The sequence below is a fragment of the Acinetobacter sp. CIP-A165 genome (assembly GCF_000367985.1).
In the GTDB taxonomy this organism is placed as follows: domain Bacteria; phylum Pseudomonadota; class Gammaproteobacteria; order Pseudomonadales; family Moraxellaceae; genus Acinetobacter.
In genome coordinates this window covers 1-24,251 of sequence record NZ_KB849203.1, presented here as the reverse complement: position 1 = coordinate 24,251, position 24,251 = coordinate 1, and the positions used below count along the sequence as shown (strand labels likewise).

The 24,251-nt window shown below is 40.0% G+C and carries 22 protein-coding genes and 1 pseudogene; 14 read left to right on the top strand and 9 right to left on the bottom strand.

Features of this window, described 5'->3' with window-relative positions; all coding sequences use genetic code 11:
* Nucleotides 1-43: 43 nt before the first annotated feature.
* The 4 genes from F991_RS13125 to F991_RS13110 are packed head-to-tail and all read left to right on the top strand — an operon-like array spanning nt 44 to nt 3,868.
* Entirely contained in the window at nt 44-1,276 is a 1,233-nt protein-coding gene (locus F991_RS13125; protein WP_171063490.1) for an acyl-CoA dehydrogenase family protein, read from the top strand.
* A gap of 12 nt (nt 1,277-1,288) precedes the next feature.
* Nucleotides 1,289-2,410, top strand: a complete 1,122-nt coding sequence (locus F991_RS13120; protein ID WP_004672215.1) for a phosphotransferase family protein — start codon at nt 1,289-1,291, stop codon at nt 2,408-2,410.
* Nucleotides 2,407-3,105: a histidine phosphatase family protein gene (locus F991_RS13115; protein ID WP_004672213.1), complete on the top strand. Its 699-nt coding sequence runs from the start codon at nt 2,407-2,409 to the stop codon at nt 3,103-3,105. Before F991_RS13120 ends, F991_RS13115 begins: the two co-directional genes overlap by 4 nt.
* 19 nt (nt 3,106-3,124) lie before the next feature.
* On the top strand, nt 3,125-3,868 hold the full coding sequence (locus F991_RS13110) for an SDR family oxidoreductase (RefSeq protein WP_004672211.1): 744 nt from the start codon (nt 3,125-3,127) through the stop codon (nt 3,866-3,868).
* Nucleotides 3,869-4,417: 549 nt separating this feature from the next.
* On the opposite strand, the gene mpl is transcribed toward F991_RS13110, so the two are convergent.
* Both mpl and F991_RS13100 read right to left on the bottom strand, forming a co-directional pair.
* Nucleotides 4,418-5,779 carry a UDP-N-acetylmuramate:L-alanyl-gamma-D-glutamyl-meso-diaminopimelate ligase gene (mpl, locus tag F991_RS13105; RefSeq protein ID WP_034595691.1) on the bottom strand — a complete coding sequence of 454 codons (1,362 nt, stop codon included), beginning with the start codon at nt 5,777-5,779 and terminating at the stop codon, nt 4,418-4,420.
* Nucleotides 5,780-5,918: 139 nt separating this feature from the next.
* Nucleotides 5,919-6,446 carry a hypothetical protein gene (locus F991_RS13100; RefSeq protein ID WP_004672207.1) on the bottom strand — a complete coding sequence of 176 codons (528 nt, stop codon included), beginning with the start codon at nt 6,444-6,446 and terminating at the stop codon, nt 5,919-5,921.
* 74 nt (nt 6,447-6,520) lie between these two features.
* On the opposite strand from F991_RS13100, the gene F991_RS13095 reads away from it, so the two are divergent.
* The 4 genes from F991_RS13095 to F991_RS13080 all read left to right on the top strand — a co-directional run bounded on the left by F991_RS13095 (nt 6,521) and on the right by F991_RS13080 (nt 10,708).
* Nucleotides 6,521-6,877, top strand: coding sequence for a DMT family protein (locus tag F991_RS13095; protein ID WP_265588201.1), 357 nt, complete (start codon nt 6,521-6,523; stop codon nt 6,875-6,877).
* 135 nt (nt 6,878-7,012) lie between these two features.
* Complete coding sequence (purE, locus tag F991_RS13090; RefSeq protein WP_004672203.1) at nt 7,013-7,525, top strand: 5-(carboxyamino)imidazole ribonucleotide mutase; 513 nt, start codon at nt 7,013-7,015, stop codon at nt 7,523-7,525.
* 82 nt (nt 7,526-7,607) lie between these two features.
* Complete coding sequence (locus F991_RS13085; RefSeq protein ID WP_004672201.1) at nt 7,608-8,729, top strand: 5-(carboxyamino)imidazole ribonucleotide synthase; 1,122 nt, start codon at nt 7,608-7,610, stop codon at nt 8,727-8,729.
* 677 nt (nt 8,730-9,406) lie between these two features.
* A complete protein-coding gene (locus F991_RS13080) occupies nt 9,407-10,708 on the top strand; it encodes a lytic murein transglycosylase (protein ID WP_004672200.1) in 1,302 nt (433 codons plus the stop codon).
* Between the two features lie 50 nt (nt 10,709-10,758).
* On the opposite strand, the gene F991_RS13075 is transcribed toward F991_RS13080, so the two are convergent.
* From F991_RS13075 to F991_RS13060, 4 genes are all read right to left on the bottom strand, one after another.
* On the bottom strand, nt 10,759-11,142 hold the full coding sequence (locus F991_RS13075; protein ID WP_171063489.1) for a hypothetical protein: 384 nt from the start codon (nt 11,140-11,142) through the stop codon (nt 10,759-10,761).
* 121 nt (nt 11,143-11,263) lie between these two features.
* On the bottom strand, nt 11,264-12,157 hold the full coding sequence (locus F991_RS13070; protein ID WP_004672194.1) for a matrixin family metalloprotease: 894 nt from the start codon (nt 12,155-12,157) through the stop codon (nt 11,264-11,266).
* Between the two features lie 379 nt (nt 12,158-12,536).
* Complete coding sequence (locus F991_RS13065) at nt 12,537-13,451, bottom strand: matrixin family metalloprotease (RefSeq protein WP_004672191.1); 915 nt, start codon at nt 13,449-13,451, stop codon at nt 12,537-12,539.
* A 436-nt stretch (nt 13,452-13,887) separates the two neighbouring features.
* Nucleotides 13,888-14,796, bottom strand: coding sequence for a matrixin family metalloprotease (locus F991_RS13060; RefSeq protein WP_004672189.1), 909 nt, complete (start codon nt 14,794-14,796; stop codon nt 13,888-13,890).
* 243 nt (nt 14,797-15,039) lie between these two features.
* Here F991_RS13060 and F991_RS13055 point away from each other — a divergent pair, with 243 nt between their 5' ends.
* Nucleotides 15,040-15,924 carry an MBL fold metallo-hydrolase gene (locus F991_RS13055; RefSeq protein WP_004672186.1) on the top strand — a complete coding sequence of 295 codons (885 nt, stop codon included), beginning with the start codon at nt 15,040-15,042 and terminating at the stop codon, nt 15,922-15,924.
* A 144-nt stretch (nt 15,925-16,068) separates the two neighbouring features.
* Here the strand turns inward: F991_RS13055 and dnaK are convergent, their stop codons facing one another.
* From dnaK to F991_RS13040, 3 genes and pseudogenes are all read right to left on the bottom strand, one after another.
* A complete protein-coding gene (gene dnaK / locus F991_RS13050; RefSeq protein WP_004672183.1) occupies nt 16,069-18,015 on the bottom strand; it encodes a molecular chaperone DnaK in 1,947 nt (648 codons plus the stop codon).
* A gap of 202 nt (nt 18,016-18,217) precedes the next feature.
* The gene (gene grpE / locus F991_RS13045; RefSeq protein ID WP_004672181.1) at nt 18,218-18,766 is read right to left on the bottom strand and encodes a nucleotide exchange factor GrpE; all 549 of its coding nucleotides are present in this window, start codon (nt 18,764-18,766) and stop codon (nt 18,218-18,220) included.
* Between the two features lie 94 nt (nt 18,767-18,860).
* Nucleotides 18,861-19,819 (bottom strand): annotated as a pseudogene (locus F991_RS13040) (LysR family transcriptional regulator).
* A gap of 108 nt (nt 19,820-19,927) precedes the next feature.
* Here F991_RS13040 and F991_RS13035 point away from each other — a divergent pair.
* The 5 genes from F991_RS13035 to F991_RS13015 all read left to right on the top strand — a co-directional run bounded on the left by F991_RS13035 (nt 19,928) and on the right by F991_RS13015 (nt 23,897).
* Nucleotides 19,928-20,770, top strand: a complete 843-nt coding sequence (locus F991_RS13035) for an MBL fold metallo-hydrolase (RefSeq protein ID WP_004672177.1) — start codon at nt 19,928-19,930, stop codon at nt 20,768-20,770.
* Nucleotides 20,771-21,179: 409 nt separating this feature from the next.
* On the top strand, nt 21,180-21,410 hold the full coding sequence (locus F991_RS13030; protein ID WP_004672175.1) for a hypothetical protein: 231 nt from the start codon (nt 21,180-21,182) through the stop codon (nt 21,408-21,410).
* A gap of 288 nt (nt 21,411-21,698) precedes the next feature.
* Complete coding sequence (locus F991_RS13025; protein ID WP_004672172.1) at nt 21,699-21,896, top strand: hypothetical protein; 198 nt, start codon at nt 21,699-21,701, stop codon at nt 21,894-21,896.
* 242 nt (nt 21,897-22,138) lie between these two features.
* Complete coding sequence (locus tag F991_RS13020) at nt 22,139-23,209, top strand: alpha/beta hydrolase (RefSeq protein WP_004672170.1); 1,071 nt, start codon at nt 22,139-22,141, stop codon at nt 23,207-23,209.
* Nucleotides 23,210-23,339: 130 nt separating this feature from the next.
* Nucleotides 23,340-23,897 carry a peptidylprolyl isomerase gene (locus tag F991_RS13015; RefSeq protein ID WP_004672167.1) on the top strand — a complete coding sequence of 186 codons (558 nt, stop codon included), beginning with the start codon at nt 23,340-23,342 and terminating at the stop codon, nt 23,895-23,897.
* The last annotated feature ends 354 nt before the right edge of the window (nt 23,898-24,251 follow it).

Sequence of the window (24,251 nt, the reverse complement as noted above, 5' to 3'; positions counted from 1 at the left end):
GCGAATGATCTTTCGCCACATTTTTACCTTGAGGAAGCTGATGATGTTTGCATTATCTGAACGCGCACAGGATTTTATTGCACGAACGCAAGCCTTTATTCAACAAGAAATAGAACCGATTGAAAAAGCGTTTTGGGATGAGGTACATCAACTCAATGTCGATGGCGATTGGACCAAATGGCAATGGCCTGAACAATTACAACAACTGAAAAGCAAAGCCAAAGCCGCGGGTTTATGGAATATGTTTTTGCCTGATGCCGAGCTAGGTGCTGGTTTATCGGTACAGGAATATGCTCGTATTGCTGAACTTACAGGACGTAGCTTACTTGCACCGACGGTATTTAACTGTAATGCGCCTGATAGCGGCAATATGGAAGTATTGTGGCGTTATGGGAGTGATGCGCAAAAGCAACAATGGCTGCAACCTTTATTGAATGGAGAGATTCGCTCGGTCTTTTGTATGACGGAACCTGCGGTTGCCTCTAGTGATGCGACCAATATGCAAGCCACAGCGGTGATTGATGGCGATGAGATTGTGTTAAATGGGCGTAAATGGTGGTCATCTGGTTTGGGTGATCCCAACGCTAAAGTGATCATTTTCATGGCCTATACGCCTGATTCGAGTAAAGACCGTCATCATCAACACTCTATGGTATTGGTGCCGATTGATACGCAAGGCGTAACGATTGAGCGAATGTTGCCTGTATTTGGTGATTACGATGCGCCACATGGTCATGGCCAAGTCAGCTTTGACAATGTCCGTGTCCCTGTCAGTAGTTTTATTGGTGGTGCAGGGCAAGGCTTTGAAATTGCACAAGGTCGTTTAGGGCCTGGGCGGATTCACCATTGTATGCGTTGCATTGGCGCAGCAGAAAAAGCCTTGGAGCTGATGATTGATCGTGGCATGTCACGTAAAGCTTTTGGTCAAGAAATCCTGAAATTGGGTGGAAATTTAGAGCGCGTGGCTGAAGCACGTGTACAAATCGACCAAGCCCGTTTATTGACGCTGTATGCCGCTTATAAGATGGATACCATGGGTAATATGGCTGCACTGACTGAAATTTCTGCGATTAAAGTGGTTGCTCCAACGGTATTGCAAAATGTGGTGGATATGGCGATTCAGATCCACGGTGGTGAAGGTGTTTCACGAGATACCCCACTCACGGCATTCTTTAATCAAGCCCGTAGTTTACGTTTAGCTGATGGACCTGATGAAGTTCATAAGGGCATGATTGCCAAATTAGAACTAAAAAAACGTGGCTATGGTCGTAAATAAGGATATAAGAAAATGACAGTGATTGATGTGGGTGGACAGGTTCGTCATGGTGAAGAACTGGATATTTCCGCAGTGGAAACATGGTTAAAAAAACAAGCTGTGGTGCTACAAGGGCAAGCGCACGTGACCCAATATTCAGGCGGTGCTTCCAATTGGACTTACCGTGTGCAATATGACAATGCAGATCTGATTCTACGCCGCCCACCCAAAGGCACCAAAGCCAAATCCGCGCATGATATGGCCCGTGAATACAATGTGCAAAAGCACCTCGCCCCGTTCTATCCAATACTGCCCGAAATGGTTGCGCTATGCCAAGACGAGCGTGTCATCGGTTGTGATTTTTATGTGATGAAGCGGATTGAGGGTATTATTCCGCGTGCCAATTTACCCAAAGAATTACAACTCGATGAGCAACAGGTACAGCAACTTTGTCTGAATGTCTTAGATAAATTGATTGAACTACATCAAGTCCCTTATCAGGGCACTGAGTTAGAAAAAATCGGTAAAGGTGACGGCTATTGTCGACGTCAGGTGGAGGGCTGGGATGCGCGGTATAGCAAAGTACTGACCCCGAACGTGCCTGATTTTGCTTTTGTGCGTCAATGGTTGCAAGTGCATATCCCTAACGACGTGAAAACCTGTGTGATTCATAATGATTGGCGTTTTGATAATGTGATTTTAAATCCAAATCAACCGACTGAAGTGATTGGTATTTTGGACTGGGAAATGGCGACCTTGGGCGATCCGTTGATGGATTTAGGTAGCGCCCTCGCCTATTGGATTCAGGATGATGATGATGCTTTGATGAAGTCCACTCGACGTCAGCCCACCAATCTAAAAGGCATGCTGACGCGTCAACAAGTGGTGAATTATTATCTTGAGAAAACAGGCTTACAACCTGAAAATTGGGCTTTCTATGAAGTGTTTGGTCTGTTCCGTTTAGCCGTGATTGCGCAACAAATTTATTATCGCTACTACCATCAACAAACCGATAATCCAGCCTTTAAAGATTTCTGGATCATGATTCATGCTTTGCATATTCGGGCCTTAAAACTGATTGCTCAAGACAATACAGCGGCGCAGCAACTTATTCCTGAATGTGTGGCGAAATTACAGGATATTTTAAAGCCATGAGCACAATATATTTGGTGCGACATGGGCAAGCGTCCTTTGGTGCAGCCAGTTATGACCAGCTCTCAGCCAAAGGCGAGCAACAGGCACAAGTAGCGGGTGAGTTTCTCAACAAGACTTTGAAATCTTCACCCTTAGTGGTGGCTGGGTCAATGCAACGTCATCAACAAACAGCACAATTGGCTTTATCGCAAAGTTTTCAGAATGTGCTGATTCAGACTGAGTCTGCATGGAACGAGTTTGATCATCAGCAGGTATTTGCACAATACGAACCGCGTTTTAAGCAACCTGAATTGCTCAAACAGGATATTGCACAAGTGGCAAACCCGCGTGCTTATCTGGCTAAAATCTTTGATGGTGCGATTGATCGTTGGATTGGAGAGCAATATGACCATGAATATCATGAAACATGGTTAGGATTTCAATCACGAGTGGAAATAGCGTTGCAAGGACTGTGTGAAAGCATGGACGCCACACAACATCGTCAAGCGGTGGTATTTAGCTCTGGTGGTGTGATTTCAGTGGCGGTGGGCAAGGTGTTGGGGCTAAATGCCAAACAAATTTTTGCACTGAATTGGTCACTTGCCAATGCCAGTATCACGACGTTGCGTTGGAACAATGGTCATTTGCAATTACTTAGTTTTAATGAGCATCATTATTTAAAAGCACAAGATGCAGAACTTTTAACATGGATTTAAACAAGAATAGGTGGCAGACATGGCAAAGACGATTTTAATTACAGGTGCAAGTTCAGGTTTAGGTGCAGGTATGGCGCGTGAGTTTGCTGCCAAAGGCTACAACCTTGCGCTTTGTGCACGACGTTTAGAGCGGTTAGAAACCCTCAAAAAAGAGCTAGAAAACCAATTTTCGGTTCAGGTCAAAATTAAAGTTTTGGATGTCACTCGTTATGATGATGTCTTTACAGTGTTTAAAGCCTTTCAGCAAGAATTTGGCACCATTGACCGTATTATTGTCAATGCAGGTGTCGGTGAAGGACGCCGTATAGGCAAAGGTCATTTTGAAATTAATCGCGCCACGGCAGAAACCAACTTTATTTCCGCATTGGCGCAATGTGAAGCGGCGGTTGAAATCTTTAGAGCGCAGAATCAAGGGCATTTGGTGGTGATTTCTTCGATGAGTGCAATGCGTGGCTTACCGAAGCATTTATCGACCTATGCTGCGAGCAAAGCCGCAGTTGCACATTTGGCCGAAGGGATTCGTGCTGAGTTGCTGGATACACCAATCAAAGTTTCAACGATTTTCCCTGGTTATATTCGGACTGAGTTGAATGAGGGCGCAAAAAAATTGCCGTTTGAAGTGGATGAGAAAACGGGTTGTCGAGCTTTAGTGAAAGCAATTGAGAAAGCACCTGTAAAAGCGTATGTACCACAGTGGCCGTGGTTGCCTGTGGGGATTGCAATGAAGATTTTGCCGTTGAAATTAGTGAATAAATTGAGTTAATTGCCATTCAAAATAGAACGGAGATATCTCTATTTGGAAAGTTTGACAGCCTCATATAGGCTGAATCATTGACTTGTTTGGGTATAGGCGTTTCCTTACTTTTCAGGGATGAAAAGTAACAAAAATCCTTTGTTGGACTGATGGTATATCCTTATACCACAGTCCAACTGGCGGCATCCATGCCGCCTGTCACGATACTGAATTAACATGACTTCGATGAAATATGATACTCGGAAATGTCATCTGCAACCTGAACTAGCCAAAGCGTTTGAAGCTTTGGTGTAGTGCAAGACAAACAAAGTGCGTAGTTTGTTGTTCAAGCAGAGCTTTCACCTTGCGGTACGGCAAAGATTATTAATCTTTGCTATTCGTACCTCAGGTTTTGCAGATGACAATGGTTTTGCCTACTTTTCCCGAAAGAAAAGTAGGGCGAGCCGCAGGCTGATCCTGAAATTGGATGAGAACTTGTAAGACTCCGTTGAAATACAATTTTTTCAATAAGTGAGAGAAAATATTGAAGTTTCACTTAGGTTAAATGTCGTTTAAAGATCACGATAAAGCCGTAATCAATTTTTGATGTAAACCACCAAAGCCACCATTCGACATGATCACCACAGCATCGCCCTCACCTGCTTCATTCACTACACGGGCAATGATGTCATCCAAAGAACGGCTGACCTCGGCGTTGTTTGATGATGCAGAAATGATGGGTTGTAAATCCCAATCCAAACCTTCTGGTTGATACCAGATCACTTCATCCGCTAAACGTGCTGAATGCGCTAAACCATCTTTGTGGCTACCCATACGCATGGTGTTTGATCGTGGCTCAATGATCGCCCAAAGTTTACGCTCACCTAGACGCTTTCGTGCGCCGTCCAGTGTGGTTTCAATCGCGGTTGGGTGATGTGCAAAGTCATCATAGACTTCGATGCCCCGTATAGTACCTAACAATTCCATACGACGTTTTACACCACCAAAATTCGATAATGCATCGCAGGCTTGTTCAAGGCTGACACCAACATGTTGCGCGGCAGCAATAGTCGCTAAAGCATTGGCAACGCTATGCTGTCCTGTCATGCTCCATTTTACTTCACCGATCACGTTACCGTGTTCAAGCACTTTAAAATGACTGCCATCTGTATTGATCAATTCAGCAGATAAAGCGACTTGAGTATTAGGCTTTAGGCTGGTACGAACCACAGGTGTCCAGCAGCCTTGTTCCAACACTTCATCAATATTGGTTTCGGTAATCGGTGCAATAATACGCCCTTCGCTTGGAATGGTGCGCACGAGATGGTGGAACTGTTTTTGAATCGCAGCAAGATCATCAAAGATGTCAGCATGGTCAAATTCAAGGTTATTTAAAATCGCCGTTTTAGGGTGATAGTGAACGAACTTAGAACGTTTATCAAAGAAAGCCGAGTCATATTCATCTGCTTCAACACAGAAATATTTGCCACCGCCTAAACGCGCGCTTTCACTAAAACCAAGTGGCACACCACCGATCAAGAAGCCGGGGTTTAAACCTGCTTGATCGAGTACCCAAGCGAGCATAGTCGTGGTCGTGGTTTTACCATGTGTCCCCGCGACCCCCAGTACATGTTTACCTTGCAACACGTGATCTGCTAAGAATTGTGGACCTGATATATACGGCAAACCTTCATTGAGCATGTATTCAATCGCATCAATGCCACGTTTCATGGCATTGCCCACGATGACTAGATCTGGATGCGGTTGCAAATGGCTACGGTCATAGCCTTGCATCAGCTCAATGCCTGCATTTTCCAATTGAGTTGACATCGGTGGATAAACATTGGCATCTGAGCCTGTGACTTTATGTCCTAAATCTCGTGCTAATAGAGCCAAAGACCCCATAAATGTGCCACAAATACCCAAAATATGCAGATGCATCATGCTTCTCTCTTTATCCAATCACGCAATAAACGTGTGTAATGCAATTAAAAATTTGCCTCAAAAGATAGCAAGGCTGATATGGAAAAGATAGTCAAAATTCGTTGTTGTTGTTTACTTAAAATTAAAGCAAGAAGTGTTAAGATTTCAACGTTACAGTTGCAAAAAAATGCACACTATCCTCTTCACCATTTTGCAGAAATTTAACAACTTTATTCAACGGGAATATAAAACTTTCACCATCCGTAAGTACAGCGGCAAGTCCAATGGAATGGTCTTTGTCTTTAAAAAAATCAGGGTTTATTTCTTTTGCTGTCTCATAGTCGACCCAATACCATTGTCTATTTTTATCATTTTTTCTTATTACTTCCCCAACATAAGCACCTGTGCGTAAAATGGTCTTAAATCTTTGATCATGTGAGATTTGATCTAAATTGGTTTTTCTGAAACCAGATAAATAAGTATCAATGAGTTTTAAACTTTCAATAGAATAGTCTAATTTTTCAGGGTTTAAAGTCTCAAACTGATATACAGGGTCATTTTTTTCACTATAAAACATGACGGCTAAATCAGATAGTGCCTCATTTTGATTGTCTAAATCTAATTCCATAGAATGGCTCGTACTGATTGAGAAAAATAAAATAGTCATTAAAAATAATTTTTTCATAGCATCCTTATGTTTTTCAAATCTTATCTAAGAACTAATTTTAATATAAAATTATTGCAAAATTCTTAGAGTAAATACAATTGAGCCCTACTCTTTTAGCGCTTTGTCTATTGGTGATTTCCAATTGTTTTATGACCTTGGCATGGTACGGCCATTTAAAATACTTACATGATGCACCGATATGGCAGGCGATTTTACTGAGTTGGTGTATTGCCCTACTCGAATACAGTTTTATGATTCCTGCCACCAAACTATTGAGTCAAAATGGCTGGGGTTTGGGGGAAATGAAAATTACTCAGGAAGTGGTGACCTTATTGGTCTTTGTCCCATTTTTACTGTTTATGTTTAAACAGCCTTTTAAGCTGGATTATGTTTGGGCAATGTTGTGTTTACTTGGTTGTGTCTATTTCGTTTTTCGCAATCAAAGCTAAATTTTGGGCGGGTTATAAAAGCGTTCTTTAGTTGGGGATGCTTGAAAAAACCGCTATAATATCTGCCAATTTATTCCTTTGTGCTTGGCGTAAGTCGAGACACTGCTCTATTTTTATCAAGTTTTGGAAAAGCCAATGAATGCGGTCGCAACAGATAGCCAACCTTTAGTCGGGATTATCATGGGTTCTCAATCAGATTGGGCAACGCTTGAACATACAGCAAATATGCTCAAACAATTGGGTGTTGCATTTGAAGCTGAAGTGGTTTCTGCGCACCGTACCCCAGACCGTTTATTTGAATATGCTGAAACAGCCCGTGATCGTGGTATCCAAGTGATTATTGCGGGAGCTGGTGGTGCAGCGCATTTACCGGGGATGTGTGCAGCCAAGACTGATTTACCGGTACTCGGCGTACCTGTTAAATCTTCTATTTTAAATGGTGTCGACTCATTGCTTTCAATCGTACAAATGCCAGCGGGCATTGCGGTGGGAACATTGGCGATTGGTCAAGCTGGTGCGACCAATGCAGCAATCATGGCAGCTCAAATTCTCGGTTTAACCCGTCCTGAGATCGCAAAAAATGTTGCGGATTTCCGTACTGCACAAACTGAAAAAGTGTCGAGCAAAAACATTCCTGGTCATGAATGAGGACAAGCAAACTTAAAGCATTGCTTTAAGGATTTGCTCCGCAAGAAGGCGAAGACTTTGTCTGAGCAAGAGAGTCATATAAATGAATAAAACCATCGGTATTTTTGGCGGCGGGCAACTTGGACGCATGATGGCGCAAGCAGCCCTCCCACTGAATATTCAATGTAGCTTTTTTGAAGCAGAAACAGATTGCCCTGCGGCGATTTTAGGGCCTGTGTTCTCAAGCAAAAATGAGCATGCTTTGCAGGATTTTATTGCCAGTGCAGATGTATTTAGCCTTGAGTTTGAAAATACCCCTGTCGCGGATGTCGATGTTTTGACCCAAACCAAGACATTGCACCCTCCTCGCCTTGCTTTGGCAACTGCACAAAATCGTTTAGCTGAAAAAAGCTTATTCGATGAATTAGGTATTCCAGTTGCGCCGTATCGTGCGGTAGACAGCTTAGATAGCTTAAAACAAGCTGTAACCGACTTAGGTTTGCCTATCGTACTGAAAACCGTGACAGGCGGCTATGATGGCAAAGGTCAATTCGTATTACGTTCAGAAGATCAAATTGATACCGCTTGGGCTGAACTTGGCCCTGCCAAAAGCTTGATCGCTGAAAGTTTCGTAAAATTCAGCCGTGAAGTATCGATTATTGCGGCTCGTGGTCAAGATGGCGATGTTAAAACATGGGCATTGGCTGAAAACCACCATCACAATGGTATCTTGTCACACTCCATTGTGCCTGCGCCAAATAGCACTGATTTACAACCTGTTGCGCAAGACTATATTACCCGTTTGTTGAATCACCTCAATTATGTGGGTGTGCTGACGCTTGAATTGTTTGTGACTGAACAAGGTTTATATGCCAATGAAATGGCATGTCGCGTACACAATTCAGGTCACTGGTCGATTGAAGGCTCAATTTGCTCGCAATTTGAAAACCATATTCGTGCAGTTGCTGGATTACCGCTTGGTTCAACTGAGGTGATTCGTCCTACGGTAATGATCAATATTATTGGTCAGCATCCAAAATCTGAAGATGTGTTAGCACTCAACGGTGCGCATTTACATCTTTATAATAAGTCTGAGCGTGCAGGTCGTAAGTTGGGTCATATTACTTTGATGCCGAATAATCGCGATGATTTAACTGTTTTATGTCGTCAACTTGCTCAGATTTTACCTGTGCCTTTGGCCTTGACGGATGAAATGAGTATTTAAATTTAAAATATTTATCCACAATTGAGCGATCTTCGGATCGCTTTTTTATGCCCGTTATTTTTTAAATTCAAAAAATGAATGCTGTTGGATTTATGCTGAGGTGTGGATAACTTTATTTCTGACTTTTGAATTTAAATTATAGGGTTTAATTTGAATTCAAAACATGAGAAGTTGCTTATGTTGTTTTTGAATTTAAAAAAGCGCTCAAGTTTTAAATTTAAAAGTGGTGAGTATCGTTGCTTTGAATTTAAATGATGGGCCTGTGGGTATCTATTTTCTTGGGTTATAAGTGTTTTGAGGTGAATAAATAGCTATAAATTAGCAATTTTCTCTTCTGATCTCATCGGTTGGGTTGTTAAAATGAATTTAAATCGGAGTGTTTTTTTTGAATTTAAAACATGAGAAGTTGCTTATGTTGTTTTTGAATTTAAAACTGATGCGACGTTCTGGTTGTGTTTTAAATTCAAAGTTGATGTGTTGAGTTAAGCTTATTTTAAATTCAAAACATGGCGCTTGAGTTTTTTAAATTTAAATAGTGTCTGTGTTTTGAATTTAAAAAGAGAACTTTAAATTTAAACGAGGAAGAATGAATTCAAAGTTACGTTTCCAAACTATACATCTTGATAGAGCGTGTTAAGGTGAACAAGAAATTTGAATTCAAAAATTATGGTTAAGACATGAAACATTATTTCCCTTTTTTTCTAGGCTCTGCCTTGTTGACCTTATCTTATAGTGCCCATGCTGAGCTGATCATCAATGGCGCAAAAGTTACGACCACTACAACAACGCCAACAGCTGCAAATAACAGCAGTTTTACGCCGACTCGAAATTTTCAGAGTTGTCTGGCGAGTTTACGATCTTCAGCTGTTGCTGCTGGTGTTTCAGCCGCGAATTATGACCGCTATACCCAAAATTTGACTGCGGATTATTCGGTGATTGATCGACTGAACTATCAACCTGAGTTTTCAACACCGATTTGGGATTATTTATCGGGTTTGGTCGATAACGAGCGAGTCCAAGCGGGACAGCAAAAATTAGCGCAACATCGTGATGTATTAAGACGAGTAGAGCAAGCTTATGGCGTTCCCGCCGAAACCGTTGTCGCGGTATGGGGTGTGGAAAGTAATTTTGGTGATATTTCTGGACGCTATCCTTTATTACAAGCATTAGGGACATTGAGCTGTGAAGGCCGCCGTCAGAGTTATTTCCGTGGTGAGTTTTTTGCCACCATGCGTATTTTACAACGTGGTGATGTCACCCAAGATCAGCTCTTTGGTTCTTGGGCAGGCGCGTTTGGGCATACCCAATTTATGCCATCTACCTACGAGCGTTTAGCTGTAGATTTTGATGGTGATGGTCGCCGTGACCTTGTTTCCAGTATTCCAGATGCTTTGGCATCAACAGCAAACTTTCTAAAACGTGCGGGTTGGCAAACAGGGATGCCTTGGGGCTTTGAAGTGAAAATTCCACAAGGCATGTCGATTTCTGGTGAAAGCCGTCGTAATAAAAAGTCACTGAATAGTTGGATTGCTCAGGGCGTAACGCGTGCGGATGGTCGGGCTTTGGTGCAAGGAAATTTATCAGGCAGTACGCCTGCAGGTTTGATTGCACCTTCAGGTGCCAATGGTCCTGTGTTCTTGGTGTTTAAAAATTTCGATGCGATTTATAGCTATAATGCAGCTGAAAGTTATGGTTTAGCCATCGCACATTTGTCTGACCGTCTGCGAGGTGGGACGCCATTTTTAACGACATGGCCGACAGATGATGCGGGAACATCAAGAGCAGAACGTCGTGAAATTCAACAATTTTTGATTCAACGTGGTCATGATATTGGTGCTGTAGACGGATTAATTGGAGACAAAAGTCGTCAAGCGATTCGTCAAGAACAAACGCGTTTGGGACTTAATCCAACAGGCCGTGCTGGACAGCAGATTTTAGCTGCATTCCGTCAAGAACAAGCCAAAAAAATGATGCAGTAAATCGTAGTAATAAAAAAGGTCTGCTCATTGAATAGCAGACCTTTTTTTATTTATGGTGCGGCATCTAATTTTACAGCTTCTAAAATATCAAAAATCACCGCAGTCACATCTTGGCTTAAATCACGATCATTAAAAATTTCATAAGCGGTAATGGTGACATCAGTATCACTCGGCAATTGTTTTTGTTCTTCTTCGATTAAATGCTCAATCGGTAATAAGGTCTGTTTTACCTCTAAATGTAGAATTTCATCATGCGCAATATTTTCATCTTCAAGCTCGAGGATTTGCTCATTGAAATAAGGAATCAAAATCGAATGAAGATAGGGACTAATATTTTGAATATCCAAGATTTCGATATCACGAGTCTGCTCAATCGTACTGATGTGGTCATTCACTTCAATTAAGATATGATAATAACTCATGCTGATCTCCATTTAGGCTAAGATGATGTTTTCACTCCACAATAACATGAATAAATCAAAACAATCGACCCATTCTTATCATCTTACAAAAACATCAGCTTATAAATGTCCGTTAGCCTGTACAGCTCAAGCCTTAGCGAGAAAAACCCAATAGCTCCAAATCTGTATTGGTGAGTTTAAAATCTTTGGCATCTTGTGCTTTGATGCGCGGGTACATCAAAGATTTTGGATCTTGGGTATGCTTTAGTCCTAAGGCATGTCCAAATTCATGCGCTAAAGTTAGCCGTAGGTCATCGATTGAAGAAAACTCATAGATAAAAATTTTGTCCCCATCAAATTGACCTTTGTGTAGAGTCTGAGGCTTAAAGGTTTGATTAAATTCAGCAATTGATTGGGTTAATTGTTGGTAAAGTTGTTTAGACTTTTCTGTTTGTAGGTCAAGTTGCTGAACCAACTGCTGATGTTTAGCAATACGATTTTGTAGCTGTACAGACTGTTGTTCAAGATCTTGTTGTTGTTTTTGAATTGACGTAAATAAGGTTTTAATCGAGCTTCGCTGTTTATGTTGTTGCTGATTCTCAACACGGGTTTGATATTCAGTTTTCTGCAATTCAAGTTGCAGTTTTGATTGCGCTACATTTTGTTTGAGCTGTTGTAATTGTTGATTTTCATTTAGCCAAATTTGTTGTTCATGTTCTAATTGATTCAAACTTTCAGCGCGTTTCATACTACGAATTTGACGCTGATCAAAGACTAAATGAATGGAAAACTCAGCTTCAGGATCATAAACAAAATAATGCTGTCCTGTGTCTTTTTCCCAAATTGCTGCCGCCTGTTTGCTCAAATCAATCATTTGCTGCTGACTAATCTTTAAGCGAGGATCGAAATTGGCAATACGGTAGTGCAAAGGGCGCTCTGTATTATAGCGGACTTGGCTCTGGGTAGAATTTGAGGAAATTTGAGCAAAAGCCGATGCTTGAGCCAGCATAAAAAAACATGCGGCCAATAGGAGGGAACATAAACGCATAGTAGGAGATAAAGCTTGAAAAGGGCTGTATTTTAATCAGCTTTTATGATTAGTCAATTTGATGAAATGTATTTAAATTCACGGGGTTGAAAAATATTTATAGACAATGAATAAAAATACATTTGTAGAAAATAAATGCTTAATTGAGCCAAAATTCTCTAGTTTTAAGGTTGGTTTAGCTAAAATTAATGTAGCAACAATTATTTATTTTTTATTCTCGAATGAAAAAAATGATAGTATTAGCAAAAATAATCAGTATAAATAGCGATAATTAACTTAATAAAATACGATCTATATCATGTAAAATTAAAAATCTATTTGTCTAAAAAATAGACTGCCTGTCTGGTTGTATAGTTCAGCGCTGGAGGTATTTTTATGCTCAGTATATTGCTTTTACCAAGTTTCGATCAGAATCAGTAAGAGAAAATCTTTGCAAATTTTGCTGTTGAATAACGGGATACATTAGCGACTTAGGATCATCTGTATGTGCCAATCCCAAAGCATGTCCAAACTCATGTGCGAGCGTTAAACGTAAATCATCTGCAGTCGTAAACTCATAAATAACAATCTGCTTGCCATTAAAATGACCTTTATGAAATAAACGAGGTTGAAAGACTTGATTAAATTGATTCGCTGCGGCAACAAGTTGCTGGTTTTTTTGATTTAAGTTTTTAATTTCCTGATTAATTTGCTGTGTTTTTTGGTTATGCAGTAGCATGTCATGCTGTAGTGTAGCGGCTTGTTGTTGCAGTATTTTTTGGCGCTGGGCGAGCTGATTCGCTAAATTTTTTGACGATGAACGTTGTTGATTAAACTGCTGTACATCTGCGTTATATTGTTGAAATTGGGCGGTGAGCTGCGCTTGTTTATTGGTGAGCAAGGCTGTGGTTTTTTCGATTTCATCTTTGACGTGTTGTAGCTGCTGATGCTGATTTTCCCATTGTTTTTGTTGTTGTGAGATTTGATCCAAGCTTTGAACACGATGAGTGCTCTGTTGTTGACGTTCATCATAAACCAAGTGAATGCTAAATTTGGCGTGTGGATCATAAATAAAATGTTGTTTTCCCGTTTCTTGTGTCCAGATATTTGCAGCTTGTTGGGTTAGCTCAAGCACCTGCTGGCTGCTTAAGTTGAATCTTGGGTCGATCTCTGCAATACGGTAATGTATTGGTGTTTCAACCGTATGGTGGTTATGGGGAGCTGCACCATGCGAATGATTTTGAGCATAACTTGCATGAGGCACGCCCATGTATAAGCATGTCGCAATGACGATCATTAAACCTTGATCACGCATGTAAAGTCCCCAAAAATAAAATTTATTCTTGAGTAATTTTTTGCTTAGGTCAAAGTGCTATCTATTTAATAAATAAAGCTAAAAATTGTGATTTTGTTCTAATAAAGCGAACAAAGAAACGAATGATATACACAATAAATAAATCAAAAAACAGGTTGTTTTTTTATCATAAGTCGAAAAATATCAAAGGATTAAGCTTTATATGACTAAAATAAAAGTAAAACTGGCTGTAAAATGATCAAATTGTTAACTTTTGTAAGAATCATCGCAAACTGAAAAGTTTTTTCCCTTTGGACAAAAATTGTTTATTAGTGACATGAATGGTCTACTGGTATTTTTGTCATGCGCTGCCTCGTAGCTATAAATCACCATGCTTAACCTTGAATAGAATTTTGATTAGATTCTTGCTTGATCAGATTTCAACAGGTTGTTTGGATTAACGTGCCAACAATAAATTCAGGTCGGCTGGTGTTAAACGAAAATTAGCAGCATCTTGATCTTTCATAATCGGATGCATGAGAGCATGCGGGTCATCACTGTGTTTTAGCCCTAGAGCATGTCCAAACTCATGCGCCAGTGTTAACTTTAGGTCATCCTTGGATTCAAGCTCATAAATGAGAATCTGTTTTCCGTTAAATAAGCCTTTATGAAATAAATGGGGCTGAAAACGTTGTTTATACTGACTGACTGAGGTATTTAATTGTTGATCCAGTGCATTCAGCTCATCAACTTTTTGATTTAGCTCAATAACCTTTTGATTGTATTGCGCTATTTCTTGTTTTAATAATTCAATATTTTGTTGTAAAACCTGTTGCCGTTGTTGGAAATATTGCTGATGCGCAGTCGATGACGGCTTGAGTCGGGCAGCGTGTTGCTCTTGATTGTAGTGTTGAATTTGCTGATCGAGTTGTTGTCGTTTTAAGTTTAGAGATTGTTTGTTTTGCATCATTTCTTGTTCGATTTGATCAAGCTGTTTCTTCTTATTTCGCCATTGTTGTTGGTTTGCATCTAGCTCAGTCAAATGTTGTCGACGTAGTTCACTTTCAATTTGACGTTCATCATAAATTAAATGGATACTCAGTTGAGCGTTAGGATCATATACAAAATATTCTTTTCCTGTCCCATCATTCCAAATTTGTGTGGCTTGTTGGCTAATCTCTTTCACTTGTTCAACACTGAGTTTAAAGCGGGGGTCAACTTCTGCTATACGATAGCGAAGCCGTGTATCGAAAGGGTGGGTGATCCGATCCAAAAGCGAGTTAAATTTGAGCTGAGGATGCTGGTAGCTTTGATAGCCAGACCATAAAATAAAGAGTGTAAGACATATAAAAACGATTCGTATCATTTAACATTTTTGAAAATAAAGGTTGATAGAGGCTTGGCAATAACAAGATCAGCTTTCATCTTTTATTTATATCATCATTTTAACATTTTGAATTATACATAAAGTTTGTGTGTATCAAGTTGGTGATCTGTGATACCGCTCCTTGAGCGTTAACATTGCACTTGTTATGTATGAGTACAGCTGCCATATTTAAGCTATTCTAAGCAAAAACGGATAAGTAAAATAAAATGAAAGGGAATCTAAATGCTGAAATATTTACTCAAAACACCTGATCCGACATGGACAGCTTGCTCTCCAGCCCAAGCGAAAAACGAAAATTTAAAAATTAAATATTTAGGCACGGCAGGTTTTATCCTATCAGATCAATATCGTACGTTGGTTTTGGATCCATTTATTAGTCGTCCAAGCCTATGGCATACACTCACTCAACCTTTGCTCAGTGATCCAGAATTGGTTAAACAATACATTCCACAGGCAGATGATGTGCTGATTGGACATGCACATTATGATCATATTTTGGATGCCCCTGAAGTGTGTAAGCAAACAGGCGCACGGTTAGTTGGTTCTCAAGCGAGTCTCATGTATGGGCGATCGGCAGGTTTGTCTGAACAGCAAATGCTAGAAACAATAGGACGAGAGATTATTGCGTGTGGGCAATGGCAAGTTGTTGGGCTACCTTCGATTCATGGCAAAGCACTGTTTGGACGTGTGCCACTACCCGGAGACATGACTACACCACCACCTTATCCACCCAAATTTCATCAGCTAAAGCATGGACAAGTCTTTAATTGGTGGATTGATACTGGCAAACTGAGCGTGGTACATATCGATTCAGCGGATTTTATCGAACAAGAATTGCAAGGGCGGCGGGCGGATATCGTTTGTTTGTGTGCAATTGGACGTAAATACCGACCAAATTACGTCAGAGATGTGGTGCAACTGCTCAAGCCAAAATATATTATCCCATGCCATTGGGATAGTATGGTGACGCCGATTGATGAGACACCGCAGTTATTACCTGATGTGAATATACCTGAGTTTATAGAAGAAATTAGGGATTGTGGCGTGATTCCGTTATTTATGCCGATCTTAGGTGAACTGTATTTTGATCAATCTAAATCTACCTAATAGTTACTTTCTAGAAATAAGATTTAATTCATTTATGAAAGTCACAGCCTCACTGTAGCTAAAACTAATTTGAATTTAAGTATTGATATAAAAATTTAATGCAAAAAAACCGCGCTTTCGCGCGGTCTTTTTTAGAGCGACAAATTATTTTTTGTCGTCTTTTACTTCTGTGAACTCAGCATCTACAACGCCATCGTCCGCTTTTTGTTGTTGACCCGCATCGCCACCTTGGAATGCATTTGGATCAAAACCTTCAGCACCGCCCGCAGCACCTTGTGCTTGTTCATAAGCACGTTGTGTGATTGGCATCAAGATGTTTTGTAAAGCTTCAGTTTTTGCTTTGATATCTTCAACATCATTTTCTTTTGTTGAAGCTTCAAGTTCAGAAACCGCAGTTTCAATCGCAGTTTTTTCATCAGCAGTCACTTGTTCACCAAGATCTTTCACTGCTTTGTTTGAGCTAGTAATTAAAGCGTCTGCTTCATTACGTGCTTTCGCAAGCTCTTCAAACTTACGGTCTTCTTCTGCATTGATTTCAGCATCTTTGATCATTGCTTCGATTTCAGCATCAGACAAACCTGAGTTTGCTTTAATCTGGATCGATTGCTCTTTACCTGTGCTCTTGTCTTTCGCAGATACTTTTAAGATACCGTCAGCGTTGATATCGAATGAAACTTCAATTTGCGGCACACCACGTGGAGCAGGTGGGATGTCGCCGAGTTGGAAGTTACCTAATAATTTGTTTTGCTGAGCCATTTTACGTTCACCTTGGAACACAGAAATGTCTACAGCAGGTTGGTTGTCAGCAGCAGTTGAGAACACTTGTGATTTCTTCGCAGGAATCGTGGTGTTTTTCTCAATAATTGCAGTTAACACGCCACCCATTGTTTCGATACCAAGGGTTAATGGTGTTACGTCGAGTAAAAGTACGTCATTCTTGTCACCAGACAATACCGCACCTTGAATCGCAGCACCCATTGCCACAGCTTCGTCAGGGTTCACGTCTTTACGTGGCTCTTTGCCAAAGAATTCTTGTACTTTTTGTTGTACAAGTGGCATACGAGACTGACCACCCACCAAGATCACGTCTGAAATTTCAGAGGTTGAAAGTCCAGCATCTTTAAGTGCGATACGGCAAGGTTCAATCGTACGAGCAACTAAGTCTGCAACTAAACCTTCAAGTTTTGCACGAGTAACGTTGATCACTAAGTGCTTAGGACCAGTCGCATCAGCAGTGATGTATGGAAGGTTGATTTCAGTTGCGTTTGATGAAGAAAGCTCGATTTTTGCTTTCTCAGCTGCTTCTTTTAAACGTTGTAACGCAAGTGGATCATTTTTCAGATTCACACTTTGTTCTTTCTTAAATTCTTCAACTAAGAATTCGATCAATGCGTTATCAAAGTCTTCACCACCAAGGAAAGTATCACCATTGGTTGAAAGAACTTCGATTTGTTGGTCGCCATCAAGGTCTGCGATTTCGATGATTGATACGTCAAACGTACCGCCACCTAAGTCATAAACCGCGATTTTACGATCGCCTTCTTTTTTGTCCATACCGAACGCAAGTGCAGCAGCAGTTGGTTCGTTAATGATACGTTTAACATCAAGACCCGCAATACGACCCGCATCTTTAGTTGCTTGACGTTGTGCATCGTTGAAGTAAGCAGGAACAGTAATAACCGCTTCTGTTACAGTTTCACCTAAATAATCTTCTGCAGTTTTTTTCATCTTTTTCAAGATTTCAGCAGAAATTTGTTGAGGTGCTAATTTTTTATCATTCACTTCAACCCAAGCATCACCGTTATCAGCTTTGATGATTTTGTAAGGTACAAGACCGATGTCTTTTTGTACCGCAGCATCTTCATAGCGACGACCAATTAAACGCTTGATTGCGAATAATGTATTTTTTGGGTTGGTTACAGCCTGACGTTTTGCACTTTGACCAACCAAGATCTCGCCATCTTTATAGGCAATGATTGATGGAGTTGTACGTGCGCCTTCTGCATTATCGATTACTTTTACTTTATCGCCTTCAAGTACAGCAACACATGAGTTGGTAGTACCTAAGTCAATACCAATAATTTTCGCCATTTGGTGTGTTCCTCTAAAATTTTTTGAATCCCCTTATTTCCCCCCTAAATTAAGGGGCTGAAAAGCGTTGCTTCCGAAAGGGGATTTGCTTGTTATTCGATATGAGAGTCATTCGGTTTTTTTCAAGCATTTTTATGAAAAAAAATCAAAAAACTCTCAAATTCTTTGTACTTTGAGCAAATTTACACGTTGCTCTTGTGCTTTATTGACCAACCATGACCATCGCTGGACGTAAGAGACGACCAGACAAGGTATAACCTTTTTGTAGTACCGTGCCGATTTCACCTGCTTTGGCATTTGGGTCAAGACCGACTGCTTGGTGATGATCTGCATTGAAGCCATTGGTAGTATCTACTGCAACCACATCAAATTTTTCTAGCGTGGTGAGCAATGATTTCAAGGTCAGTTGTACACCTTCAAGTAAAGGCGACTGCTCATCGCCCGCAGCTTGAATCGCGCGCTCAAGGTTGTCGACCGAGTCGAGTAAATCTTTGGCAAATTTTTCTAAAGCAAATTTTTTCGCAGTTTCAGCTTCACGTTCTAAACGTTCTTTCACTTTTTCTGCTTCATAGGTTGCATTCGCTGCACGTGCTTTTTCTAGTTTTAAACCTTCTGCTAGTGTGGTGATTTGCGCTTGTAAATCTTCAACGCTAAGCTCGTTTGTTGCTTGCTCTACACCTTCAGTTTGAGTTTGTTCAGGTTGTTGCTCATTTTGAATGTCTTGAGCTTGCTCATTGTGCTCATTAGCCATTGATGATCTCCGTTTAAAAAAGTTCTTAAACATGTACAGTCCTTTTGGCGTGAATGCTCATAGGATCAAACCCGAACTGCCACATATTGGTCATTCATAGATATGGATGAAGTATGGGCAACCCGACAAAATTCAAGCGTTCAGGTCGATTTAAATCTTTTAATTTTGCTGATCTAGGTAAAAATTTAAGTTTTCGATCACGAAAGCAATAAATTCTTGGGTTATTTTTGGTAAATGTTGTCTAGATGCATAGACTAAAGACAAAGTCAGATCGGGTGCAGAAAAATCTGTAAACACCTGTTGCAGACGGTTAGCTGTGATATCTTGACGGACGAGGAACGTCGGCAACATGGCGATCCCTTGCGCTGCGAGGCACATTTGATACAGCGCAATCACGTCATTGCTTTTAAAGGTCACATTTAAGGGATAGTTCTGAGGTTGTTGATCTTGATCAAACAAAGTCCAATATTGATTATGAGTATAGTGGGCAATACATTCATGCTGAATCAATTGGCTGGGGTGTGAAAGGGCCGTATGATCTTTTAGATAATGTGGATGAGCACAAAAAATAGAGCCAATTTGACAGACGGGACGTGCAATTAGTCCATCCGCGACTTTTTGAGTAATGCGGAGTGCCAGATCAACCTGTGCATCGATCAAATCAACGGTATTTTCAGTCAAATACACATCAAATTGGATATGAGGATAGCGCTTTTTAAACTGTCTAATACATTCATTCACCCCGAGCTGAAATAAAAATAAGCCACAGGTAAAGCGGATCGTACCCGTATGTTGCTCTGGAGCAGCCAGGCCGGCTAATAGTTGTTGCTGCTGTAAAATATTTTCGCAATACACCAGTGCTTTTTCGCCAGCAGGTGTCAGTGATACTTTACGCGTGTTACGTTGAAACAGTCGAGTTGAAAAGGTTTGTTCGAGGTGTTCCAGATAACGAGACACCATCGCTTTAGAATAATCTAAATGTTCTGCAGCTTTACTGAGATTGCCTTGATGTGCAATGCAAACAAAGACCTGAATGGCTTTTAATGTATCCATATTTATTTTTGATTGTTGCAAGATATGCAACATTTTATCTTAATTTAGGCTGTTTATTCAGTAGTAAATGCAATTTATAGTGTTTTCTATCAGATTGGAGATGAAAAAATGAACTTAAAACCTTATGCAATTGCATTCACTGCATTATCAACAGTCGCGGCAGCATCAAACACCTTCGCACAAGAATTAAAAATTCAAAATTTTCTGGCGAAACCTGAGCACTTTGGAGTCACGTCAACTTTAATAGAAGGTGATAAAGAAGTGTTATTGGTCAATGCACAATTTTCTAAATCAGAAGCTTTGCGTATCGCGGCTGACATCCTTGATAGCGGTAAAACGTTAAAAACGATTTTTGTGAGTTATGGTGATCCAGACTTTTATTTTGGTTTAGATGTATTTAAGCAATACTTCCCAAATGTACAAATCATTGCAACGCCTGAAACCGTTAAACATATTCAAGATACACAAGCTTTGAAAGTGCAGTATTGGGGACCTAAAATGGGCGCCAATGCACCGACTCAAATTATTATTCCTCAAGCCTATACAGCGAAAACCTTAAAGTTTGAAAATGAAAGCATTGAAATTAAGGGTAAAAAGGAGCTGACTTATTTGTGGATCCCAAGTGCTAAAGCGGTCGTAGGTGGGATTCCAGTATCCTCAGGCATCCATTTATGGATGGCAGATACTCCGACCACAAAAGACCGTGCTGAGGTGATTCAGGCTTTAGAAAGTATCAAAGCATTAAAACCGACAACTGTGGTACCAGCCCATATGAAAGCAGGGGCGGCTGAAGGTTTAGACGCAGTGAACTTCTCGATAGACTATTTAAAGCAATATGAGAAAGCAGTGAAAGTCACCAAGGATTCAGCCCAGTTAATACAATCCATGCAAAAACAATATCCAGCTTTAGGTGAGTCTGATAGTTTGGATTTGGGTGCAAAAGTAGTATAGGGTGAGATGCAGTGGCCTTAAAATCACAGTAAAAAAGGCTAAAAACCGTGGACTAAAACCACGGTTTTTTATTGCTGCTTAATTCATTTTCAATAAAAACTACGCAATTGTAATCTTATAAGACAGTTATGCAGTGTTCTATGAATTATAAAAACATAATATAAACAACAATTTGCGATATAGAGCCAAAATAAAAATAAAAAAATGCTGTATTAATAGTTATTTAGTAAGGCTGTTTAAATGAAAAGACATGTGAATTGTGAAAACGACTGATTTAAGAAAAATTGCAAAATAATGCAGCTTCCACTACAAACTACAACCAATCCGCATCACGTCTGAGAAAAAAATTGTGAATCATAGGCAACGCAAAGGCGACTTTGCTTTTTGTCATAATGAAAGGAAGTAAGCAATGAAAAAATTAGCATTGATTTCAATGGTTGTAACAGGTGTAGCATTCACAGCGGTAGGTTGTACATCTCAAGGTGGTGTAGAAGCTTCTGGTTCTGCTCAAACCAGCGCAAGCCCAACTGGCGTGCAAGGCGGTGTAGGCATACAAGCGGATACTTCTATGGGTGTTGAATCAGCTAGCCCATCTGCTGACGTATCTGGTGCGGTTGATGCTGAGGCATCAGTACAATAATCTAAACTTAGTCGGGCAATAGATTGTCTGTTGATGCCAGCAGATCAATCTAAACATATACTGCTATATATGATGCCCTTAAGTGATACAGATTAATTGATAAATAAAAACTAGAATCAATAAAATGATTCTAGTTTTTTACTTTTAGAGCGAATTTAAAACGCATAAAGATTTGCCAAACTGACAGTAAAAATAAGTCATGTGGACTTGTAGATTGATAGACAAAACAGCAATGATGATATTTCACAAACCAAATTGTTTGTATTGATCTAATTGAGAGAAAAATTTATGAAACAGTTCACTATAATCTCGGTACTGTGTATTGCGTTAAGCCCAATGGTTGGTTGTGTTTCTGTGGAGGCAACTGGTTCTACAAATGTGGGTGTTGGTTCTCATGGTGTTAAAACAGGTGCTGGCGTAAAGGCACAAGTCCAACCAGGACAAGTTGGAGTTAATGTCTCAGGTTCAGCATCGGCTGGTCGTTAATAAAAATATAGACGTGATAAAAACTCAAAAAGCGGAATTTTGTTTTTTGAGTTTTTTATTTCTCTTCAACGCAAAAACATTGATTGACCTAAAAATAGTATATAGATAAGCAGAATGGGTAATGACTTTTGCAGATCAGCCATTTAGCTTAGATTTTATTTTTAAATTCTTGATCTATGACTTTATAAGGGCATATAGTCGGATAGAACAAGAATGATGGACAACATGAGAAGGGGAAAAACGTGACAGCATTACCTCAAAAAATTCAAACAATTTTAGATAATGGACAAGGTCCTGCTGCACGAGTGCTGGATAAGCTGCCTAAAATCGTACAAGAGTCTCTCGCGAAGGTTTTAGGCTATGCATATCAGTACCCAGATTTGGATGCATTTACCAAATGTTTGATGGCCGTCCAAATTAAACAAGGGCGTATTGGTTTTTTGAGTGACGATCCGATCGAGTCAAGACGCCAATTTGATGCACAGATGTTGGCAATATTAAATAAGCCGACTTCGATTGAATCGGTTGAAGATATTCGATTACCTTTGCAAAGTGGAACGGTTTTTGCCCGTCACTTTCACCCAGCGCCAAATAAAAAACTACCGATGATTGTTTTTTATCATGGCGGTGGTTTTGTCGTAGGTGGTTTGGACACACATGATGAAGCATGCCGTTTAATCGCGAAATACGCAAAAGTACAAGTCTTGAGTATTGATTATCCGCTTGCACCAGAAGCCTCACCGCAACTACTGATTAAATCATGTGAAGATGCTTTGGCTTGGGTTTATCAGAATCGTCGCCAACTCAAGATCTATAAAAATCGTATTGCGGTTGCTGGCGACAGTGCTGGTGGCAATATCAGTACCGTTGTGGCACAGCACACAGTGGGCAAGGCATACGCACCACAAGCACAACTGTTAATTTATCCAACTGTAGATTTTAAAAGTAGACACCCATCATTCTATGCGTATGGTCAAGGTTTAGTGCTGACCAGTAAGGATGTGGATTATGTGACAGACTATTATGTGACCCAGCACAACGTTGCTTTAGATGATCCGCTTGTTTCACCTACCTATGGCAACCTTCGCAAGCTTGCACCTGCATACGTACTTACGGCTGGGCACGACTTACTCCATGATGAAGGGGAAATCTATAGTCATAAACTCAGACAAAGCGGCGTCAAAGTTCAATATGTCAATTATGTTGATCAGACTCATGGTTTTATCAACCTAACCCCAATTTCAAGCAAAGCTAAACGTAATACGATTGAGCTTGCGAGAAACTTTAGAAAATTTTGGGATAAACATAGTTAATTTGCCGATGAACCTATGTTTCACGTGAAACATAGGTGTTGTTTAGCGTAACAAATAAAAATAGCAAAAATGAATTTGTAAAACTAAGATGAATGTCCACAAAAAACCTATTTTCAAGTTGAGAAAAGCAATGATGAAAACGTTGTTCATTACAACAAGTTTACTTTTGGCCAGTGGTCATTTATTTGCAAATACAATGGTTGAAATGAAAACCAGCATGGGGAATGTTGAAATAGAGCTTTTTGATGATAAAGCTCCTGTGTCAGCGAAGAATTTTGAAAGCTATGTTAAAAGCAACTTCTATACAGGTACGATCTTCCATCGTGTGATTCCTGGATTTATGGTTCAGGGCGGTGGTTTAGATGAGAATATGGTTGAGAAGAAAACAAAAGCACCTATTGTGAATGAAGCAGATAATGGTCTGAAGAATACCCGTGGCACATTAGCGATGGCTCGAACCAATAACCCTAACTCTGCAACGAGTCAATTTTTTATAAATGTTGCTGATAACAGTTTCCTCAATCGTTCACAAAGAGATGCTGGCTATGCAGTGTTTGGTAAAGTGACTAAGGGTATGGAGGTGATTGATAAAATCGTCAATGTACCTACAGGAAACCAAGGAATGCATCAAAATGTACCAAAACAACCGGTTAAAATCATAAGTGTTCAGATAAAGAGCAAAAAGTAAAAAATAAGGAAGAAATATAAAATTAAAAATTTCTTCCTTAATATCATTGGTTTGTGGTGTTTTCGATGGTTTGTTGTGCAGGCTTTGGTCTAAAAAAGCAACACTCAATAAATCATATGTTTAAAAAGACTTGCGCACCAAAAAAAATCTCCTATAATGCACACATCCCGACGCGATGAAGCAAATAGAACTTAGCTTTACTGGTTAAGTTTGTGAGTATTTATTGCGTTGATTTGCCACTGATGAGGTGGTGAAAAATTCATTAAGAATTGAAGAAGAACAACTTGTGTGGATTTTTACTGGTTAATCGATCGAAATTATTTTCATTGATTAGATGGTAGAAATTACTCGAAG

What these genes read in the sequence shown, in the direction of transcription:
- F991_RS13125 (WP_171063490.1), top strand. Translation starts at nt 44, where the DNA reads ATGTTTGCATTATCTGAACGCGCACAGGATTTTATTGCACGAACGCAA.
- F991_RS13120 (WP_004672215.1), top strand. Translation starts at nt 1,289, where the DNA reads ATGACAGTGATTGATGTGGGTGGACAGGTTCGTCATGGTGAAGAACTG.
- F991_RS13115 (WP_004672213.1), top strand. Translation starts at nt 2,407, where the DNA reads ATGAGCACAATATATTTGGTGCGACATGGGCAAGCGTCCTTTGGTGCA.
- F991_RS13110 (WP_004672211.1), top strand. Translation starts at nt 3,125, where the DNA reads ATGGCAAAGACGATTTTAATTACAGGTGCAAGTTCAGGTTTAGGTGCA.
- mpl (WP_034595691.1), bottom strand. Translation starts at nt 5,779, where the DNA reads ATGCATCTGCATATTTTGGGTATTTGTGGCACATTTATGGGGTCTTTG.
- F991_RS13100 (WP_004672207.1), bottom strand. Translation starts at nt 6,446, where the DNA reads ATGAAAAAATTATTTTTAATGACTATTTTATTTTTCTCAATCAGTACG.
- purE (WP_004672203.1), top strand. Translation starts at nt 7,013, where the DNA reads ATGAATGCGGTCGCAACAGATAGCCAACCTTTAGTCGGGATTATCATG.
- F991_RS13085 (WP_004672201.1), top strand. Translation starts at nt 7,608, where the DNA reads ATGAATAAAACCATCGGTATTTTTGGCGGCGGGCAACTTGGACGCATG.
- F991_RS13080 (WP_004672200.1), top strand. Translation starts at nt 9,407, where the DNA reads ATGAAACATTATTTCCCTTTTTTTCTAGGCTCTGCCTTGTTGACCTTA.
- F991_RS13075 (WP_171063489.1), bottom strand. Translation starts at nt 11,142, where the DNA reads ATGGAGATCAGCATGAGTTATTATCATATCTTAATTGAAGTGAATGAC.
- F991_RS13070 (WP_004672194.1), bottom strand. Translation starts at nt 12,157, where the DNA reads ATGCGTTTATGTTCCCTCCTATTGGCCGCATGTTTTTTTATGCTGGCT.
- F991_RS13065 (WP_004672191.1), bottom strand. Translation starts at nt 13,451, where the DNA reads ATGCGTGATCAAGGTTTAATGATCGTCATTGCGACATGCTTATACATG.
- F991_RS13060 (WP_004672189.1), bottom strand. Translation starts at nt 14,796, where the DNA reads ATGATACGAATCGTTTTTATATGTCTTACACTCTTTATTTTATGGTCT.
- F991_RS13055 (WP_004672186.1), top strand. Translation starts at nt 15,040, where the DNA reads ATGCTGAAATATTTACTCAAAACACCTGATCCGACATGGACAGCTTGC.
- dnaK (WP_004672183.1), bottom strand. Translation starts at nt 18,015, where the DNA reads ATGGCGAAAATTATTGGTATTGACTTAGGTACTACCAACTCATGTGTT.
- grpE (WP_004672181.1), bottom strand. Translation starts at nt 18,766, where the DNA reads ATGGCTAATGAGCACAATGAGCAAGCTCAAGACATTCAAAATGAGCAA.
- F991_RS13035 (WP_004672177.1), top strand. Translation starts at nt 19,928, where the DNA reads ATGAACTTAAAACCTTATGCAATTGCATTCACTGCATTATCAACAGTC.
- F991_RS13030 (WP_004672175.1), top strand. Translation starts at nt 21,180, where the DNA reads ATGAAAAAATTAGCATTGATTTCAATGGTTGTAACAGGTGTAGCATTC.
- F991_RS13025 (WP_004672172.1), top strand. Translation starts at nt 21,699, where the DNA reads ATGAAACAGTTCACTATAATCTCGGTACTGTGTATTGCGTTAAGCCCA.
- F991_RS13015 (WP_004672167.1), top strand. Translation starts at nt 23,340, where the DNA reads ATGATGAAAACGTTGTTCATTACAACAAGTTTACTTTTGGCCAGTGGT.